This is a genomic window from Noviherbaspirillum sp. (assembly GCF_035654295.1).
Taxonomy (GTDB): domain Bacteria; phylum Pseudomonadota; class Gammaproteobacteria; order Burkholderiales; family Burkholderiaceae_D; genus Noviherbaspirillum.
The window spans coordinates 1-16,284 of record NZ_DASRXF010000213.1; the positions used below are offsets into that span (position 1 = coordinate 1).

The following is a 16,284-nucleotide window of genomic DNA, read 5'->3' on the forward strand; positions in this document are numbered from 1 at the left end:
TCGAGGTCACCGACGCGCAACGCGCATGCAGGATTGGGCTGGGCCAAGGACCAGCGGATAGAAGGTGGTGAGACGCGAAGTCTCACGCAAGGATGACCGAGAGCTTGAACCGATGAAGCGAGACGACCGATGAAGAAACACTACGCCGGTTCCGTCGGCCATGACGGCCGACGGCCTACGCAAAAACGACACGGATGAATTTGCAAAACGACTTGACTTCAAACGCATCATAGAAGGGTGGGTAGAGCGAAGCGAAACCCACCGGCGCTCCACTGTCACGTGAGGCACTTGGCGGGTTTTGCTGCGCTCTAGACCTACGGTTCTCTATCCTAGTGACCCCGTACCAGTTCTCCTCGCTCGACGCCGGGGGGCGTGCTGCTGTTGGGCAGGCTTTCGCCATCCGTTGCGTTGGCGCGGCTGCCGAGTTTGAGCGCGTATTCATGCGTGAAGAGCGAGCCGTAGAAGAAGATCTGCGCCGAGTAAAAGACCCAGGTAATGAGGATGACCACCGAACCGGCGGCACCGTAGGCGGAGCTGATGTCCGCGCTGGCGACGTAAATCCCGATCAGGGTCTTGCCGATGATGAAGAGTACGGCGGTGATCAGCGCGCCGATGATCACGTCCTTCCAGGCGATCTCGGTGCCGGGCAGGTACTTGAAAATCACGGCGAACAGGCCGGTCACGATGCCGAAGGACACGAGATGCGAGAGCGCCACGCTGATCACCTTCAAGGGCGATCCTTCGCCGCCGGGCCAGACGCTGTCCATTGCGGTCAATGCGGTGCTGACCGCCAGGGAGATGAGCAGCATCAGTGCGATGACGAGGATCAGGCCGAAGGAAAGCACGCGCTGCCGGATGAAGGACCAGATACCGGATTCCTTCGACGGCGGGACTTCCCATAATTCATCCAGGCTGTCCTTCAGTTCCCCAAAGGCGGTGGTGGCGCTGACCAGCACCAGCGCGGCCGAAATCAGGCCGGCCAGCAGGCCCTTGTTTTCCTGCTCCGCCCCGGAAAGGATGGTGCGCACTGCGTCGCCGCCTTGTTCGCCCATGAGGCCGGACATCTGCTGCAAGAGTGCATCGCGCACCGTTTCTTCGCCGAAGAAGAGACCGGCGATGGTCACCACCAGCACCAGCATCGGCGCCAGCGAGAACAGGGTGTAGAGGGCGAGCGCCGCGCCCTTGCTGGCGGCGCGGTGGGCAACCCATTCCTTGGCCGCCGAGATGGCGACATGGAAGAGCGCCTTCGGCCTGGACTCCTTGCGCAGCGTATCGACTTCCTCTTTCTTCTTGCGCGCGGCTTCCCTGCGGGCGGTTTCCTGCAGCAGGCGCTGCGCCTGTTCGTGGTCGAGCGCGCCGCTGTCGAAGCCTGACGCAGGCATCGCTGCTGTTGCGTAGGATGCGGATACCTGTTGCGGTTGCTCCGGCGCATGCCGTGCCGGCCGATGTGCCGTGCGCTTGTTGCGGCCGCGCAGCGCGAGCAGCGAGAGTACCGCGACCGTTACCTGGAGCAGGCCCGAGACGAATTCGCCCGGGTCGATATGATGCTGCTTCATTGCGTTCTCCCGAAAAGGACTTTGAATTAGGAGGGTGCAATGTTGGTATTTGTTCCATGTGGCGACGCGGCGGGCTCGTTGATGCTAGATTGGCGCTTTTTCCCGCTGCACCGCAATCCAAAGCAATGAAATACCAGCTCGCCATTTTCGACTTCGACGGCACTCTGGCCGACTCCTTTCCATTCTTCCTGCGCAACTTTAACCGGCTCGCCGAGCGCCATCGCTTCCGCAAGATCGAGGCCGAGGAGGTGGCGGCGCTGCGCCATTACAGCGCGCGGGAAATGATGCGGCACGTCGGTATGCCGCACTGGAAGCTGCCTCTGGTGGCTGCGAGTTTCATCGGCCTCATGCGGGAAAGCGCACACGACATTCCGCTGTTCTCACTGGTGGACGACATGCTGCGCCACCTTTCCGGCGCGGGCGTACAGCTCTCCATCATTTCCTCGAATGCCGAGGACAACGTGGCGCGGATCCTGGGGCCGGCCAATTGCGCCTTGTTCCGGCACTTCGAGTGCGGCATGTCGATCTTCGGCAAGTCGTCCCGCATCAGGCACGTGCTCGACAAGACCGGGGTGCCGGCGCATAGGGCGATCTATATCGGCGACCAGGTGACCGACCTCGAGGCGGCGCGCAGGGAAGGCGTGGCTTTCGGCGCCGTGGCCTGGGGTTATGGCACGATCGAGTCGCTGCGCAGGCATGCGCCCGAGGAAGAGTTTGACGAGGTGCCGGCAATCAAGCGGATTGCATGAGTCTTACTTCGCGGCCTGCTTCTTTCCCGGCGGCGGCGCTTTCGGCTTCTCGCCGGCTTCTTTCAGCAGCGCCACGCAGGGGCTGTCTTCCGCCGGCCCGGGGTTGATCAGCGCGAGCAGGGCGGCTGCGGGCGCGGCAGCCACGCCGAGCACTGTTGCAGCAGCCGCTTTCGCCGCGACCACGCCCTTGTTCACGCCGAAATCCGGTTCCTTGAAGGTGCCGGCGACGTAGAGCGGCGAGCGCAGGGAAATGATGCGCACACCCTTGCTTTCGGGGTTGATCGTCAGGTTCAGGGTTTCTTCCTTGAAGTTGACGTTGCCGTCGGCGGTGATGGTGGCGTCGGCGGTATCGATGACGAACAGCCGCGTCTGCATCACGCCGCTCTTCACGTCGAAGTCCGCGGCCATGCAGTTGAGCTCCACCTGCCGGTCGCCGAACAGCTTGGCAGCAACGGCGCTGGCGATGTTCAGGCCGGCGGCTTCCAGAACGAATTTGCTGATGCTGCCCTGGCTGATGAGCGATTTCACTTCGCCATTGGCGGAGCCGAGCAGGGCGGCGAAGGAATTGCCGGCGGCACTCAGGCTGGCATCGCCGTTCACCTCGCCGACGCTGGCCTGCATCGACTCGGCTTTGGGGAACATTTCCTTGAGCCGCAGGCCGCGCGCGGAGACCTTCATCTTGGCCTTGGCCGGATTGTCGCGACCGTTGATGTTCAGTTCGGTGGTCAGCCGCCCGCCGGCGATGCCGAAGTTGAGCGGGGCCAGGGCGAGCACGCCGTTGTCCATCGTCACCTGCGTTTCCAGGTTGTCGATCGGCAGTGCTTTGTCGCGGACGATCTTCTTGCCGCTGAACTTCACTTTCACATCCATCTTGCCCCAGCGGTCGGTCTTGAACGGCGACACGGGCAAGACCTTGCCCGGCGGGATCTTCGCCTCTTTATCATCCTTGTTCGCTTCCTCGTCAGTGCCGACGAGTGCGCGCAGGTCGGTCAGCCGCAACTGGTTGGACACCACTTCGCCACTCAGCATCGGCCGCGGCTTGCGGTGCAGGTATTCGAGCGTGCCGGCGATGTCGCTCTCGCCCACACGGCCCTGGAATTTTTCGTAGCGCACCCGGATATCGTCCGGCTTGAAGCTGCCGATCACCCGGCCCTCGGTCGAGAACTTGGGTGTCTCTGGCAGCACGAGGCCGCTGAGGGGGAAGAGGTCGGCCATGCTGGCGCCGAGAATCTTGAGCTTGAGGTCGAGCGCGGTCGGATGGGCCGGATCGGTGAGTCGGCCGTCGGCGGTGATGGTCGTCTCGCCGACCTTGAGCGTGGCCTCCACCGGGTATTGCACGTTGCGCTCCATCAGCGTCAGCAGCCCGCCGGCCTTGCCGCCGCCGCCCACCTTTTCTCCATTGAAGATGCCGCCCAGCTTGAAGTTGACCGTGCCGTCGTCCGACGTATCGATGCTCGCCGTGGCGTCCGCCTTTTTCGCCGGATCGACGTAGCGCAGGTTGCCGTTCTTGATGGCGAGGCTGTGCAGCGCGAAGGTCCATGCCGAGGGCTGGTCGTTTTCCTCTTTCTTGAAGGTCCAGTTGTTCTTGTCGTCCTTGCTCTTTTCCAGCGCGACATTCCCGCCGTCGATGACCAGGGTGCGGATGCTGATGGTTTTGGTCAGCAGCGCGAGCGGATTGATCGTGGTGTCGATCTGCTTCACGCGTGCCATGTAAGGGCCGCTGCGTGCCCATTCGGGATTGCCCAGTGTGATGTCTTGCGCCTGGATGTGCGGCCACGGCAGGAAGCGCCGCCAGCCGACCTGCTGTTCGGGCGGCCGTTCCCAACGGAAGGACAGGTCGCCGTTGATGGCGAAGGCGCGGCCGGTCGCTTCGCTGACCTTGTCGTTGACCCACGGCTTGATGCGGTTCCAGTCGAATGCCGAGGCAATGACCAGCAGCAAGGCAATGACGGCAAGGAGGGCGCCGATCGAGATGCCGGCAATTTTCAGTCCACGTCTCATGCCGATTTGATTCCGTCCGAATATTTCAGTTCGATCAATGTAGGCAGGTCATGCGCAGCGCCCGGCACTTGCTGCGAAACAAGGCTAGACTGTGGCATCCGCAGCCGCTACGACTACACTGAATCCGCCAGACACGACCGGAGACATTCCATGAGCCTCGCCCATCTTCTCGTGCGCCATGCCCTGCAATCGCCGCAGCAGCCCGCCATTTTCGACGGGACGCAGATGCACGCCAGTTACGGCCAGTGGGCCGCGCGCAGCGAAGGGCTGGCGCAGCGCTTGCGCGACGCCGGCCTCGCGCCCGGCGACCGGGTAGTGCTGTTCATGCGCAACCATCCGCGTTACCTGGAAGTGATGTGGGGCGCGTGGTGGGCCGGGCTGGTGGTGGTGCCGGTGAACGCCAAGCTTCACACCCGGGAAGTGGAATGGATCATCGACAATGCGCAGGCGCGCTGGGCATTCGTGTCGAGCGACGTCGCACCCGAGCCGTTGGCCGGGCTGGAGAGGCAGATCGATATCGATTCGCCGGAGGCCGATGCGCTGCTTGCACCTGCCGCCGGGGAGACGCCGCCGGCCGAGCGTGCACCGGACGATACCGCATGGCTGTTCTACACCAGCGGGACGACCGGCAGGCCGAAAGGCGTGATGATCACGCACCGCAACCTCATGACCATGGGGCTCACGTATTTCATCGATGTCGATGCCGTATCGCCGGACGAGGCGATCGTCTACGGCGCGCCCATGTCGCACGGCGCCGGGCTGTACGCGGTTCCGTATCTCATGGCCGGCGCGCGGCATGTGGTTCCGTCATCCGGCGGTGTCGATCCCGCCGAACTCTTCGCGCTGGGCAGGGCGCTCGGGCCGCTCTCGGCCTTTGCGGCGCCGACCATCGTCAAGCGCCTGGTCGATCACGCGGAAGAGACGGGGCTGGGCGCCGAGGAGTGCGCTCTCTCTTTCAAGACCATCGTCTATGGCGGCGCGCCGATGTACGTGGCCGACATCCAGCGCGCCCTGCGCATCATGGGTCCGCGCTTTGTTCAGATCTACGGGCAGGGTGAGACGCCGATGGTCGCCACCGCACTGTCGCGCCGCCACCTTGCCGACATCGGCCACCCGCGCCATCTCGCCCGCCTTGCCTCTGTGGGCGTGGCGCAGACGCCGGTGCAGGTCCGCATTGCCGACGAACACGGGCGCGCGCTGCCGCTGGGCGAGATCGGCGAAGTGCTGGTCAAGGGCGATACCGTGATGGCCGGCTACTGGCGCAACGAGGCGGCCACCGCAAGCGCGATCCGCGACGGATGGCTGTTCACCGGCGACGTGGGCTGCCTCGATGAGGACGGCTTCCTCACGCTCAAGGACCGCAGCAAGGACCTCATCATCAGCGGCGGTTCCAACATTTATCCGCGCGAGGTGGAGGAAGTGCTGCTGAACTGTCGCGGCGTGAGCGAGGCGGCGGTGGTCGGAGCCCCGGACCCGGAATGGGGCGAGGTCGTGGTCGCGTTCGTGGTGCCGGAAGCAGGCTCCCCGCTCACGGTGGACATGCTGGACCGGCACTGCCTGGAACACATCGCCCGCTTCAAACGGCCGAAACGCTACGTACTCGTGCAGCAACTGCCGAAGAACAATTACGGGAAGGTGTTGAAGACGGAACTGCGGTCCATGCTGCATTGATTTTCATCAACGCAAGATTTTCCTTGCGAATCATGGACTTGAGGAAGCTTATCCCCGGTTGTCCACAGAATTGGCCACAGCAATTGTGGGCAACCGGGGCGGCGGATCAGTGCTTTGTGCCGCTCTCTGCACCGCGCCCGGTGCGTTGCTGCAACTCGTCGATGCGCTCGGATGCCTGTGCCTTGGTGAGGTTTTCATCCATCGGCTCGCCGGCTTCCTCCGACAGGGTCTTGAGGTAAGACTTCTGTGCGCCGGTCATGGGCTCGTCGCCCGTGGTCCAGTCCTTCGGGTCTTTCACCATGTTGCTGTTCTGCGCGTCGTCCTGGGTTCGCTTGTCCATGCCTGTCTCCATGTGAAGGTTGACGGATATGAACGAGGGACTGTGTTTTTATACAGTTTGTTCCCGAAATGTTTCGCGCTCGCCGTCAAGCCGTTCCCTTGCGGCCGTGGAGAAGAGTGTCTGCTGCAGAAAGCATGTTGATCGAGTCGTCGCTGCAAGCGGCTTCTTTGAGTGCCCCGACTCTCAGCAGGTTTTCGTACTCAGCCGGCCGTGGCACGCAGCTCTCCCATCAAATCGATACGGGGACCGTTCTTGATCGACCGAAGTACCTGGTCATCGCTCGACGACCATTCCTCCTCGCTGTAGATGTTCACGTGGACGGCCCGCCCGAGCTCTTGCTCTACGGAGTCCAGCAACGGTGAGACGGTGAACAGGTCGACATCCCCCACGATTAGCAGATCGATATCGCTGTCACTAGTGTCCCTGCCGACGGCGACAGACCCGAAAACGAAGGCTTCGCGGAGCTGGCCACCGAGCGGGGCCAAGGCGCGTGCCAGGGGCTGCGCGAGTCCGACGGTCTTCATCGCCATTTGCCGCAGTTCCGGGTAGAGCAGGAAATCCGGATTCGCAGCCAGCCGGCGCTGGTTGCCTATTCTCCGTTCCTTCAGCAGTCCCGCTTCCAGCCAGCGCTTGAGCAAGCTGCTGCCCGCGCTCCGGCTGCTACCGATGCGGCTCAACAGTTCAACAGTCCCAAAATCCCTTTCGGGATGAGTAAGTACGGTCGCTAGCAAACGTTGCTCCGGAGGTGAGAAAAGCGCATCGAGTGGTTGCATTAAATATTCCTGATTCAGGTACGATAGTACCTAATATAGGAATATTCAGCGGGGAATGCAACTCTTGGTGGCATTGCTATGACGGCTGTTCGGAGCCACGGGCAAAAAAAAACCCGCAGACCTTTCGGTTTGCGGGTAAATCCAATTCAAGAAGAGTTGGAGGAGACAGGTGTTACTTTATCGCGCCGCAGCATAGTTGTCTTCTTTATTGTTGTTATATGAGATATACATATTCGTAATAACAACATTGGAAAGAAGAAAGCCAAAAGAAAGCCCGCTAGGCATATGCGTCGCGGGCTCCTGTCTCACTCGTCATCCTGAACCGGATTTTTTGGTACAGCGGACGGATATTACACCGAAAATTTGGCATTTCTCGAAAAAATGCCGTCGTGCATCGACATCGATCAATGTCAAGGCGCGGCCTGTTCCCGTTCCTGCAATGCGCGCCACTGCAGCTTCCCGGTCGAGGACTTCGGCAGCGCGTCGACGAACTGGACGATGCGGGGGCTCTTGTAGGCGGCCATGTTGGCATGCGCCCAGTCGATGATCTCCTGCTCGCTGACCTTGCCGCGAAATGCGTCGCGCAACACGACCACCGCCTTCACGGTTTCGCCGCGCTTCGCGTCCTGGGCGGCGATCACGCAGGCTTCCTGGATCGCCGGGTGCTGGTACAGCATGGACTCGACTTCCGCCGGCCAGACCTTGAAGCCCGAGGCATTGATCATGCGCTTGAGCCGGTCGACCATGAAGAAGTAACCGTCTTCGTCAGTCTTTGCCAGGTCGCCGGTGCGCAGGAATCGCTTGCCGTCGATCTCGACGAAGCTCTCTTCGGTCGCTTTCGGATTGTTCCAGTAACCCTGCATTACGTGTGGCGCGTGGACGAGGATTTCGCCCACTTCGCCGGGCGGCAGTTCGCGCAAGTCGGCGGGATCGACCACGCGCGCGTCGACGTTGTAGAGCGGGATGCCGAGGCATTGTTTCATCGGCCGGTGCACCGGGTTGATGTGGGTCGCGCCGATGGTTTCGGACATGCCGTAGCCCTCGACATAGGGCACGCCGAGCAGGTCTTTCATCTTCTGCGCAACCGCTTCCGGCATGGCCGCGCCGCCCCCGCGGATGCCGTGCAGGCTGGAGAAGTCGTATTCGGCGATGCGCGGGTTGGCGAGCAAGTCCACCACCATCGTCGCGATGAGTTGCATGGTCTTCACCTTGTAGCGCTGCACGCATTCGGCCACCACTTCGCGGTCCCAGCGCGTGAGCAGGACGATTGTGGCGCCGTGGTACAGCGGGCCGCTCATGCTGCCCACCATGCCGGTGACGTGGAAGAAGGGCAGCACGGCGAGGATGACGCCGTCCTGGTTGGTGTTGAACCACTGCATGCTGGCGGCCACGGAGAACATCACGCCGCGGTGGGTGTGCATGCAGCCCTTCGGATTGCCGGTGGTGCCGGAGGTGTAGGGCATCACGCACAGGTCGTCCGGGCCGGCGGTGAGCGGGCCGGGGCGCAGTCCGCGTTCCAGCATCTCGTGCCAGAGCGTGACGCCGGGGCCGGTGATCGGCTCGCGCGGGGCGGCAACCACGTCGGGCAGGCGCAGTGCGGTCGGACGACGCACATAGTCGGAATAGGCGGCAACCAGGAGGTGTTCCAGGCCGTCGCCGGCCAGCGGCGCCATCTGGGGGTACAGGTCTTGCGCGAGGATCGCCACGCGCGCGGCGGTGTCCTTGACGTAATGACGCAGTTCGCCTGTCAGGTTCATCGGGTTGACCGGCACGACGACCGCGTTGGCGCGCAGGATGCCGTAGTAGGCCAGCACGAACTGCGGGCTGTTCTGCATGTAGAGCAGCACCCGGTCTCCCTTCCTGACCTTGCATTCCTGCTCGAGCCAGCCAGCGATGCGCTCGGTCTCGTCGCGGAATTCCGCGAAGGTGATCGGCGTGTCGTAATACTGGATGTACGGTTTGTCCGGCCAGCGCGTGGCTGACACCTCGACGTTGTAGTAGAGGTTGGTCCGGGGCGCGGTGAGGGTGCGCGCATGGCCGGCGGGCCAGTGGGCGAAATGGCGGTCTGACATGGTCGGAATTCCGCTATGCAGAATCAAGTTCTGAAATGAACGATGATCCTAGCAGGAGGGTGGGCCAGTGTAAACCTGATATCAAGAACCCGGGGCAGGTTGCGGGTCTAACAGCATATTGAACCGACCAGGAGATAGCATGAGCAGGATTTCGATCATCATCCCGGCGTCCTTGCTGGCGGCATCGGGTTTCGTGTTTGCCCAGTCAACGGCTGCGCCGGCGAGCAGCGGCGACAGCACGGCATCGGGGACAGTGCAGCAATCGAGCGGAGCTTCCGGAACCTCGGGCACATCCGGCAGCGCGGCCAGCGGTACGGTGCCGACCACCGAGGGCAACAAGGCGCTCGATTCCAACGTGCGCGGCCCTTCGAGCAACGCCTCGACGTCCGACCACGACACCTCACGCCGCTGGACCGGCGTGGGCAGCACCGGCGGCGCCACGGGCACGGGCACCAGTTCGGGGACGACCGACGACCCGCCGGCTACTTCGGGGGCTTCGGGTGGAATGCAGCAGGGGAGTTCGGCGTCGGGCGGACCGGCGCAGCAACCCTCCGGCGGTTCGACCGACGCCGGAGGCAGCAAGTAGCGCTATGCTGGCGGCGGGCGTCAGCGCACGCCCGCCATATCGGGCAGCGTATGCGCGATGCCCTTGTGGCAGTCGATGCAAGTCTTTTCGCCGCGCGCCAGCTGGGTTGAATGCGCGTCGACCGCGCGCTTGCTCTGCTTGGTGAAATCCATCGACTCGAACTGGTGACAGTTGCGGCATTCCAGGGAGTTGTTCGCCTTCAGCCTTTTCCATTCGTTGTTGGCCAGTTGCAGGCGGTGCGCCTCGAACTTCTCGCGCGTATCGATGGTGCCGAAGATCTTGCCCCACACTTCCTTCGAGGCCGCCATCTTGCGTGCCATCTTGTCGGTCCAGTTGTGCGGCACGTGGCAGTCCGAGCAGACGGCGCGCACGCCGCTGCGGTTGCTGTAGTGGATGGTGTTCTGCAGCTCGACGAACACGTTGTCCCGCATCTCGTGGCAGCCGGTGCAGAATTTTTCGGTGTTGGTCGCTTCCATGATGGTGTTGAATCCGCCCCAGAACAGAATGCCCATCACGAAGGCGCCGATGGTCAGGAAGCCGAAGCTGAGATGGACGCTGGGACGGCGCAGGATGTCCCAGTAGCGCTTGAGCAAGCGTTTCATGGTCCCCCCTTATTTCTTTGCCCTGGCCGGCGCCCCTGCCGGAGCAGGCGCCTGGTTCAGCATCGTATCGACGTCCTTGAACTCGTTGTTCACAAGGGGATTCAGGTTCGCCTGGGGCACGTGGCACTGCAGGCAGAAATAGCGCCGCGGCGACAGCTCGGCCAGGAAATTGCCGTCGCGGTCCATGAAGTGGGTGACGCTGATCATCGGCGCCTGGCTTTCCTGCGTGCGCGTGCGGGCGTGGCACATCATGCAGCGGTTGGCGTTCTTGTCGAGCTGGTAGCCTTCGATCTTGTGCGGCACGACCGGCGGCTGCATCGCATAGTTGCGCGAGCGCCGCACGTCGCTGTTGTCCGGGTTCACGATCGTCGGCGGCTGCGTGGTCTGGTCCAGCGGGACGTTGCCGCGCATGCGGTCATAAAAGTCGGCCGCCGAGGCAAGGCAGGGGAGCAGCAGAAGCATTATCAGTATTTTTCTCATTTAGGCCTCCTATACCTTGCGCAGCTTGACCGCGCACTTCTTGAAGTCGGTCTGGAAGGAAATCGGGTCGGTCGCGTCCAGCGTCACCTTGTTGATCAGCTGGCTGGCGTCGAAGAAGGGGACATACACCAGGCCGCGCGGGGGCCGGTTGCGCCCGCGTGTCTCGACGCGCGTCTGGATGGCTCCCCGGCGCGACGCGATCTCGATCAGGTCGCCGCGGCGCGCCCCGAGCGCCTTGGCATCGTCCGGGTGGATATAGCAGACCGCGTTCGGCACCGCGCGGTACAGCTCCGGCACGCGCCGTGTCATGGTGCCGGTATGCCAGTGCTCCAGCACCCGGCCGGTGGACAGCCAGTACGGATATTCCTTGTCCGGTTCCTCGGCCGCCTTTTCATAGGGCAGGGCGAAGATCACCGCCTTCCCGTCGGGCATGCCGTAGAAATTGAAGCCTTCGCCGGCCTTCACGTAGGGATCGGTTCCCTCGCGGTACCGCCACTTCGTCTCCTTGCCGTTCACCACCGGCCAGCGCAGGCCGCGCTCCTTGTGGTAGACGTCGAAGGGGGCAAGGTCGTGGCCGTGCCCGCGGCCGAACTGCGCATACTCTTCGAACAAGCCTTTCTGCATGTAGAAACCGAAGGCCTTCGCTTCATCATTCGCATAGCCGGCCTCGATCTGCGCGACCGGGAACTTGTCCACCTCGCCGTTCCGGAAAATCAGGTCGAACATCGTCTTGCCGCGCCATTGCGGTGCCTTGTCCAGCAATTCCTTCGGCCACACTTCCTCCATCTTGAAGCGCTTGGAGAATTCGGCGAGCTGCCACAGGTCGGAACGCGCCTCGCCGGGGGCATTGACCAGCTGGTGCCAGAACTGCGTGCGCCGCTCGGCGTTGCCGTAGGCGCCTTCCTTTTCCACCCACATTGCCGCCGGCAGGATCAGGTCGGCTGCGACAGTGCTTGCAGTGGGGTAGACATCCGAGACCACCACAAAGGCGTTCGGATTGCGGAAGCCCGGCAGGATTTCGCCCATCACATTCGGGCCGGCCTGCACATTGTTGGTGACCATGGTCCAGTAGGCGCCCAGCTTGCCGTCCTTGAGCATGCGGCTCTGCACGACAGCGTGGTAACCCGGCTTGTCGGGGATCGTCCCCGGCGGCAGCTGCCAGATCTTTTCCGCGATCTCGCGGTGCTTGGGATTGACCACCAGCATGTCGGCCGGCAGGCGATGCGAGAAGGTGCCGACCTCGCGCGCGGTGCCGCAGGCGGAAGGTTGGCCGGTCAGCGAGAACGGGCTGTTGCCCGGCGTGGAAATCTTGCCGGTCAGGAGGTGCAGGTTGTAGAGCAGGTTGCTGCACCACGTCCCGCGCGTATGCTGGTTGAAGCCCATGGTGAAGAAGGACATCACCTTCACCTTGGGGTCGGCATACATTTCGGCCAGCTGCTGCAGGCGGTCTTTCGGCACGCCCGAGAGCTTGGAGACGGAGTCGATGTCGTAGGTGCTGACGAACTTCGCGAATTCCTCGAAAGTGATTGGCTTGCCGCCGCCGGCCTCGGCCACGTTCTTCGCCGCTTTCTGCAGCGGATGGTCGGGCCGCAGCCCGTAGCCGATGTCGGTGTTGCCCAGCACGAAGCGGGTGTGCTTGTTGACGAAGTCGCGGTTGACGCGGTTGGTGCGGATAATGTGGTTGGCGATGTAGTTCAGGATCGCAAGGTCGGTCTGCGGGCGGAAGATCATCGACAGGTCGGACAGCTCGAAGCTGCGGTGCTCGTAGGTCGACAGCACCGCGACCTTCACATGCGGCGCGGACAGGCGCCGGTCGGACACCCGCGTCCACAGGATCGGGTGCATCTCCGACATGTTCGAGCCCCACAGCACGAAGGCGTCGGCGTTTTCGATGTCTTCATAGCAGCCCATCGGCTCGTCCATGCCGAAGGTGCGCATGAAACCTGCCACGGCCGACGCCATGCAATGCCGTGCATTGGGGTCGATATTGTTGGAGCGGAAGCCCGCCTTGAACATCTTGGCCGCGGCATACCCCTCCCATACCGTCCACTGGCCGGAGCCGAACATGCCGATGCCGGTCGGCCCCTTTTCGCGCAGAGCCTTCTTGAACTGCTGCGCCATCACGTCGAAGGCAACGTCCCACGAGACCGGGGTGAACTCGCCGTTCTTGTCGTACTTCCCGCCGCTCATGCGCAGCAGCGGGCGCGTCAGCCGGTCTTCGCCGTACATGATCTTGGACAGGAAATAACCCTTCACGCAATTGATGCCGCGGTTGACCTCGGCATTGATGTCGCCATGGGTTGCCACCACCCGGCCATCCTTCACGCCCACGTTCACGCCGCATCCCACCCCGCAGAATCGGCAGGGCGCCTTGTTCCAGGTGAGCTGGGTCTTGGAGGCATCGGTGACGACGTTGGAGCCGAGCGATTCGAGCGGGATGCCGACGGTCGTCGCGGCGGTCATGGCCGCCGTCTGCTTGATGAAGGTGCGTCGCGTGAGTTTCATGTTTCTATCTCCTGTTCGAGAGCGTCGAGCGGCTCGGCGTGCTGGTAGACGAGGGCGACATCGGCCACGCCCGGCAGCGCGCGCATGGCGTCCATGTAGTCGAGCGTGCGCCTGGCGCTGTCGGTTTCCAGCGTCACGACGAGTTTTCCGTCGGGTGAAGCGGCGTGGATTGTCGCTGACGGTACCGTACGGATGCAGGCAGTGATGGTGTCAAGCTGTTGGGGATCGGCGAAGACGACGATGCCGGCGATGTGGAGTTCCTGGCTCATGGGCTGTGTGTTTGAGGAGGATGCGTGTGGCCTAGCCGCTTGGCAGGGAGCCGGTGACGAGCTGGTACATCCAGATGAAGAATCCGTATCCGCCGACGACGGCGACCGCGAGGACAGGCGCGGTAACGATCGTCAGGAAGAGGAAGGCGCGCAGTTCCTGCGCTTTGGTCACCGGCTGCTGTCTATCGTCCATCGTGCATGGATCTCCTTGGTGGCAGAGCAGGCAGCCGTGTCGCGTGCCATCCCTGCAATAGGCATTTTGGCAATATAGATACGTGCGGGTTGCCGATGGTTCCCTGACAGGGACAAAACCGGTGAGGAGGAATGCCGGCGGGTAAGTGCAAACAAGATGAAGCGCCCGTTCCTGGCGGGACGCGGGCGGCTGCGGCGGTCGCCGCGGAGGCGGCCGCCGTAGCGATGCGGTGGATGAGATCAGCGGGTGGTCGAGCCCGACGGCGAGGGCATTGTCGATCCGCTGCCGCTTGTGCCGCCGGACGAGGTGCCGCTGCTGCCGGACGTGCCGGTTCCCGATGTGCCCGTTCCCGATGTGCCGCTGGTGTCGGTCGATCCGCTGGTCGAGCCTGTGCCCGTCGAGCCCGAGGAGCCCATGCCGGACGTACCACTGCCGGACGTACCGCTGCCGGAAGTGCTGGAGCCGGAGGTGTCGCTGCCGGAAGTGCTGCTGCCGGAAGTGCCCATGCCCGAAGTGCCGCTACCGGACGTGCCGCTGCCGGACGTGCCCATGCCTGAGGTGCCGCTACCCGACGTGCTCGGGCTAGTGGTGTCCGTTCCCGTACCGGAGGTCGAGCTGCCGGTGCCCGAACTACCCGACGTGCCGGAAGTACCCGACGTGCCAGAGGTGCCAGAGGTGCCCGACGTGCCCGATGTACCCGAGGAACCCGATCCCGAGGTAGACATGTCCGTGCTGGACGATCCGGAGGTGCTGCCGGAGGTCGTGGACGGCGGGGTGGTCAGGGTGCCGCTGGAACTGGTGTCGGACGAGGAAGTTCCGCTCGAAGTTCCACTTGTCCCGCTGGACGGCGACGTGCTGCTGCTGGTGCCGGACATGCCACTGCCTGATCCGGACGAACCGGACGATCCGGTCGAACTGCCAGAACTACCGGAAGAAGAACCGCTGCTGCTCGGCGGCTCGACCGTCGTCGTGGTCGTCACGCTACCGGAAGACGGGCTTGCGCCTGAAGCAGAACTTGATTTCGAGGGGTCGGTCGTTGTCGTTGTCGTTGTCGATTGTCCATACGTCATCGTCGCGGTCCCGATCAACGACAGAAAGATGGCAATAGGTAATTTCTTCATGCTCGCTCCTTGAATGGTTGGATACGAAAGACCTTGGAAGGTAAGGGATTAGACTGGAAATTGTTGACAGGTTCGCAGTTTTTCAGCAGTGGAAGCCTGAATTGCCGGATAACATCGTGCGGCGTACGCGCACTTGGCAGCGTGCAACACTAGTGGTGACGCATCCGCTGTTGCGCCAACGCCGTTGACAGCGGGCGGGCGCGGTGCAGCATTGCTTCGAACTCGTCGGCCGGCACCGCTCGCGAGAACAGGTAGCCTTGGCCGTAGTCGCATCCGGCGGCCGCCAGCAGATCGCGCTGCTCCGGCGTTTCGATCCCTTCGGCAATGACCTTCAGGCCCAGCTTGTGGGCCATGACGATGATCGATTCGGCGATGGTCTGGTTGGTGGCATCGCTGGTGATGTCGCGGACGAAGGACTGGTCGATCTTCAAATAATCGATGTCGAATTTCTTCAGGTAACTCATCGACGAATACCCGGTGCCGAAGTCATCGATGGCGACCTGGATGCCGGCGTCACGGTAGCGCAGCAAGGTATCGGCGACGTTGTCCGCCGCGTGCAGCAGCAGTCCCTCGGTGATCTCGACGGAAATCGCCGTGCCCGGCAGCTTCAGGCGTTCCAGGTAATCCAGCCAGCTCTTGCCCGAGTCCGAGAGGAACTGCAAGGGCGATTTGTTCACGGCGATCTGGAACGGCGCGTCCAGGCGCACGCTCCAGCGCCGCGAACAGCGGGCGGCCTCCCTGAACACCCAGTTGCCGATGTCGGTGATCATTCCCGATTCTTCGGCCAGCGGAATGAAGCGCGATGGTTCGATGGCGCCCATGCTCGGGTGCCGCCAGCGCAACAAGGCTTCGGCCTTGGCGATATGGCCGCTCCTGAAATCGATGACCGGCTGGTAGTGCACTTCCAGCTGGTTGGAGGACAGCGCACCGCGCAGCTCGTGGGCCAGCCGCAGGCGCAGGTGCGCCGATTCGTCCATCGATCGGGTGAAGTAGCTGAACTGGTTCTTGCCGGCGTGCTTTGCGGCGTACATGGCCTGGTCCGCCTTGCGGATCAGCTCCTCGGAGCTCGCGCCGTCGTCCGGGAAGAGCGCTACGCCGATGCTGCCCGAAACGTAGGCCGACTCCTTGTTAAGCCGGAACGGGCGGTTCAGCGCATCGAGCAGTTTCTGGGCGAGGTGCTCCACGTGGTCCAGCTGTCCGAGCGTGGTGAGAATGACGGTGAATTCGTCGCCGCCCAGCCGCGCCACCGTATCGGAGGCACGCACGCATTCGGCGATGCGCTGTGCCGCTTCCTTCAGCAAGACATCGCCTGCGTCGTGGCCGAGGAGGTCGTTGACCTGCTTGAAGCGGTCGAGGTCGATGAACA

The 16,284-nt window shown here is 63.0% G+C and carries 15 protein-coding genes; 4 read left to right on the plus strand and 11 right to left on the minus strand.

What is annotated here, in order from left to right:
* Nucleotides 1-329 precede the first annotated feature (329 nt).
* The gene (locus VFF99_RS19945; RefSeq protein WP_325020674.1) at nucleotides 330-1,556 is read right to left on the minus strand and encodes a YihY/virulence factor BrkB family protein; all 1,227 of its coding nucleotides are present in this window, start codon (nucleotides 1,554-1,556) and stop codon (nucleotides 330-332) included.
* 125 nt (nucleotides 1,557-1,681) lie between these two features.
* On the opposite strand from VFF99_RS19945, the gene VFF99_RS19950 reads away from it, so the two are divergent.
* Nucleotides 1,682-2,305, plus strand: coding sequence for an HAD hydrolase-like protein (locus tag VFF99_RS19950; RefSeq protein ID WP_325020675.1), 624 nt, complete (start codon nucleotides 1,682-1,684; stop codon nucleotides 2,303-2,305).
* Between the two features lie 3 nt (nucleotides 2,306-2,308).
* Here the strand turns inward: VFF99_RS19950 and VFF99_RS19955 are convergent, their stop codons facing one another.
* On the minus strand, nucleotides 2,309-4,306 hold the full coding sequence (locus tag VFF99_RS19955) for an AsmA family protein (protein WP_325020676.1): 1,998 nt from the start codon (nucleotides 4,304-4,306) through the stop codon (nucleotides 2,309-2,311).
* A 150-nt stretch (nucleotides 4,307-4,456) separates the two neighbouring features.
* Here VFF99_RS19955 and VFF99_RS19960 point away from each other — a divergent pair, with 150 nt between their 5' ends.
* Nucleotides 4,457-5,977: a class I adenylate-forming enzyme family protein gene (locus VFF99_RS19960; RefSeq protein WP_325020677.1), complete on the plus strand. Its 1,521-nt coding sequence runs from the start codon at nucleotides 4,457-4,459 to the stop codon at nucleotides 5,975-5,977.
* 106 nt (nucleotides 5,978-6,083) lie between these two features.
* Here VFF99_RS19960 and VFF99_RS19965 read toward each other — a convergent pair whose 3' ends face one another.
* The 3 genes from VFF99_RS19965 to VFF99_RS19975 form a co-directional block, all read right to left on the minus strand.
* A complete protein-coding gene (locus VFF99_RS19965) occupies nucleotides 6,084-6,317 on the minus strand; it encodes a DUF3072 domain-containing protein (RefSeq protein WP_325020678.1) in 234 nt (77 codons plus the stop codon).
* A gap of 200 nt (nucleotides 6,318-6,517) precedes the next feature.
* Nucleotides 6,518-7,090, minus strand: coding sequence for a nucleotidyltransferase domain-containing protein (locus tag VFF99_RS19970; RefSeq protein WP_325020679.1), 573 nt, complete (start codon nucleotides 7,088-7,090; stop codon nucleotides 6,518-6,520).
* Between the two features lie 410 nt (nucleotides 7,091-7,500).
* On the minus strand, nucleotides 7,501-9,162 hold the full coding sequence (locus VFF99_RS19975) for a long-chain fatty acid--CoA ligase (RefSeq protein WP_325020680.1): 1,662 nt from the start codon (nucleotides 9,160-9,162) through the stop codon (nucleotides 7,501-7,503).
* A 139-nt stretch (nucleotides 9,163-9,301) separates the two neighbouring features.
* Between VFF99_RS19975 and VFF99_RS19980 the strand changes: the two genes are divergently transcribed.
* Nucleotides 9,302-9,748 carry a hypothetical protein gene (locus VFF99_RS19980; protein ID WP_325020681.1) on the plus strand — a complete coding sequence of 149 codons (447 nt, stop codon included), beginning with the start codon at nucleotides 9,302-9,304 and terminating at the stop codon, nucleotides 9,746-9,748.
* A 20-nt stretch (nucleotides 9,749-9,768) separates the two neighbouring features.
* Here VFF99_RS19980 and VFF99_RS19985 read toward each other — a convergent pair whose 3' ends face one another.
* Genes VFF99_RS19985 through VFF99_RS20005 form a run of 5 tightly spaced genes read right to left on the minus strand, consistent with a single transcriptional unit; the run spans nucleotide 9,769 to nucleotide 13,797 of the window.
* On the minus strand, nucleotides 9,769-10,350 hold the full coding sequence (locus tag VFF99_RS19985) for a NapC/NirT family cytochrome c (RefSeq protein ID WP_325020682.1): 582 nt from the start codon (nucleotides 10,348-10,350) through the stop codon (nucleotides 9,769-9,771).
* A gap of 9 nt (nucleotides 10,351-10,359) precedes the next feature.
* Nucleotides 10,360-10,830 carry a nitrate reductase cytochrome c-type subunit gene (locus tag VFF99_RS19990; RefSeq protein ID WP_325020683.1) on the minus strand — a complete coding sequence of 157 codons (471 nt, stop codon included), beginning with the start codon at nucleotides 10,828-10,830 and terminating at the stop codon, nucleotides 10,360-10,362.
* A gap of 9 nt (nucleotides 10,831-10,839) precedes the next feature.
* Nucleotides 10,840-13,335 carry a nitrate reductase catalytic subunit NapA gene (gene napA / locus VFF99_RS19995; protein ID WP_325020684.1) on the minus strand — a complete coding sequence of 832 codons (2,496 nt, stop codon included), beginning with the start codon at nucleotides 13,333-13,335 and terminating at the stop codon, nucleotides 10,840-10,842.
* Nucleotides 13,332-13,604 carry a chaperone NapD gene (locus VFF99_RS20000; RefSeq protein ID WP_325020685.1) on the minus strand — a complete coding sequence of 91 codons (273 nt, stop codon included), beginning with the start codon at nucleotides 13,602-13,604 and terminating at the stop codon, nucleotides 13,332-13,334. Before VFF99_RS20000 ends, napA begins: the two co-directional genes overlap by 4 nt.
* Before the next feature lie 31 nt (nucleotides 13,605-13,635).
* Nucleotides 13,636-13,797, minus strand: coding sequence for a periplasmic nitrate reductase, NapE protein (locus VFF99_RS20005; protein WP_325020686.1), 162 nt, complete (start codon nucleotides 13,795-13,797; stop codon nucleotides 13,636-13,638).
* 324 nt (nucleotides 13,798-14,121) lie between these two features.
* Here VFF99_RS20005 and VFF99_RS20010 point away from each other — a divergent pair, with 324 nt between their 5' ends.
* Nucleotides 14,122-14,931: a hypothetical protein gene (locus tag VFF99_RS20010; protein ID WP_414691561.1), complete on the plus strand. Its 810-nt coding sequence runs from the start codon at nucleotides 14,122-14,124 to the stop codon at nucleotides 14,929-14,931.
* A gap of 136 nt (nucleotides 14,932-15,067) precedes the next feature.
* Here VFF99_RS20010 and VFF99_RS20015 read toward each other — a convergent pair.
* Nucleotides 15,068-16,284 (minus strand): putative bifunctional diguanylate cyclase/phosphodiesterase (locus VFF99_RS20015; RefSeq protein ID WP_325020687.1); only part of this gene is annotated, 1,217 nt, incomplete at its 5' end.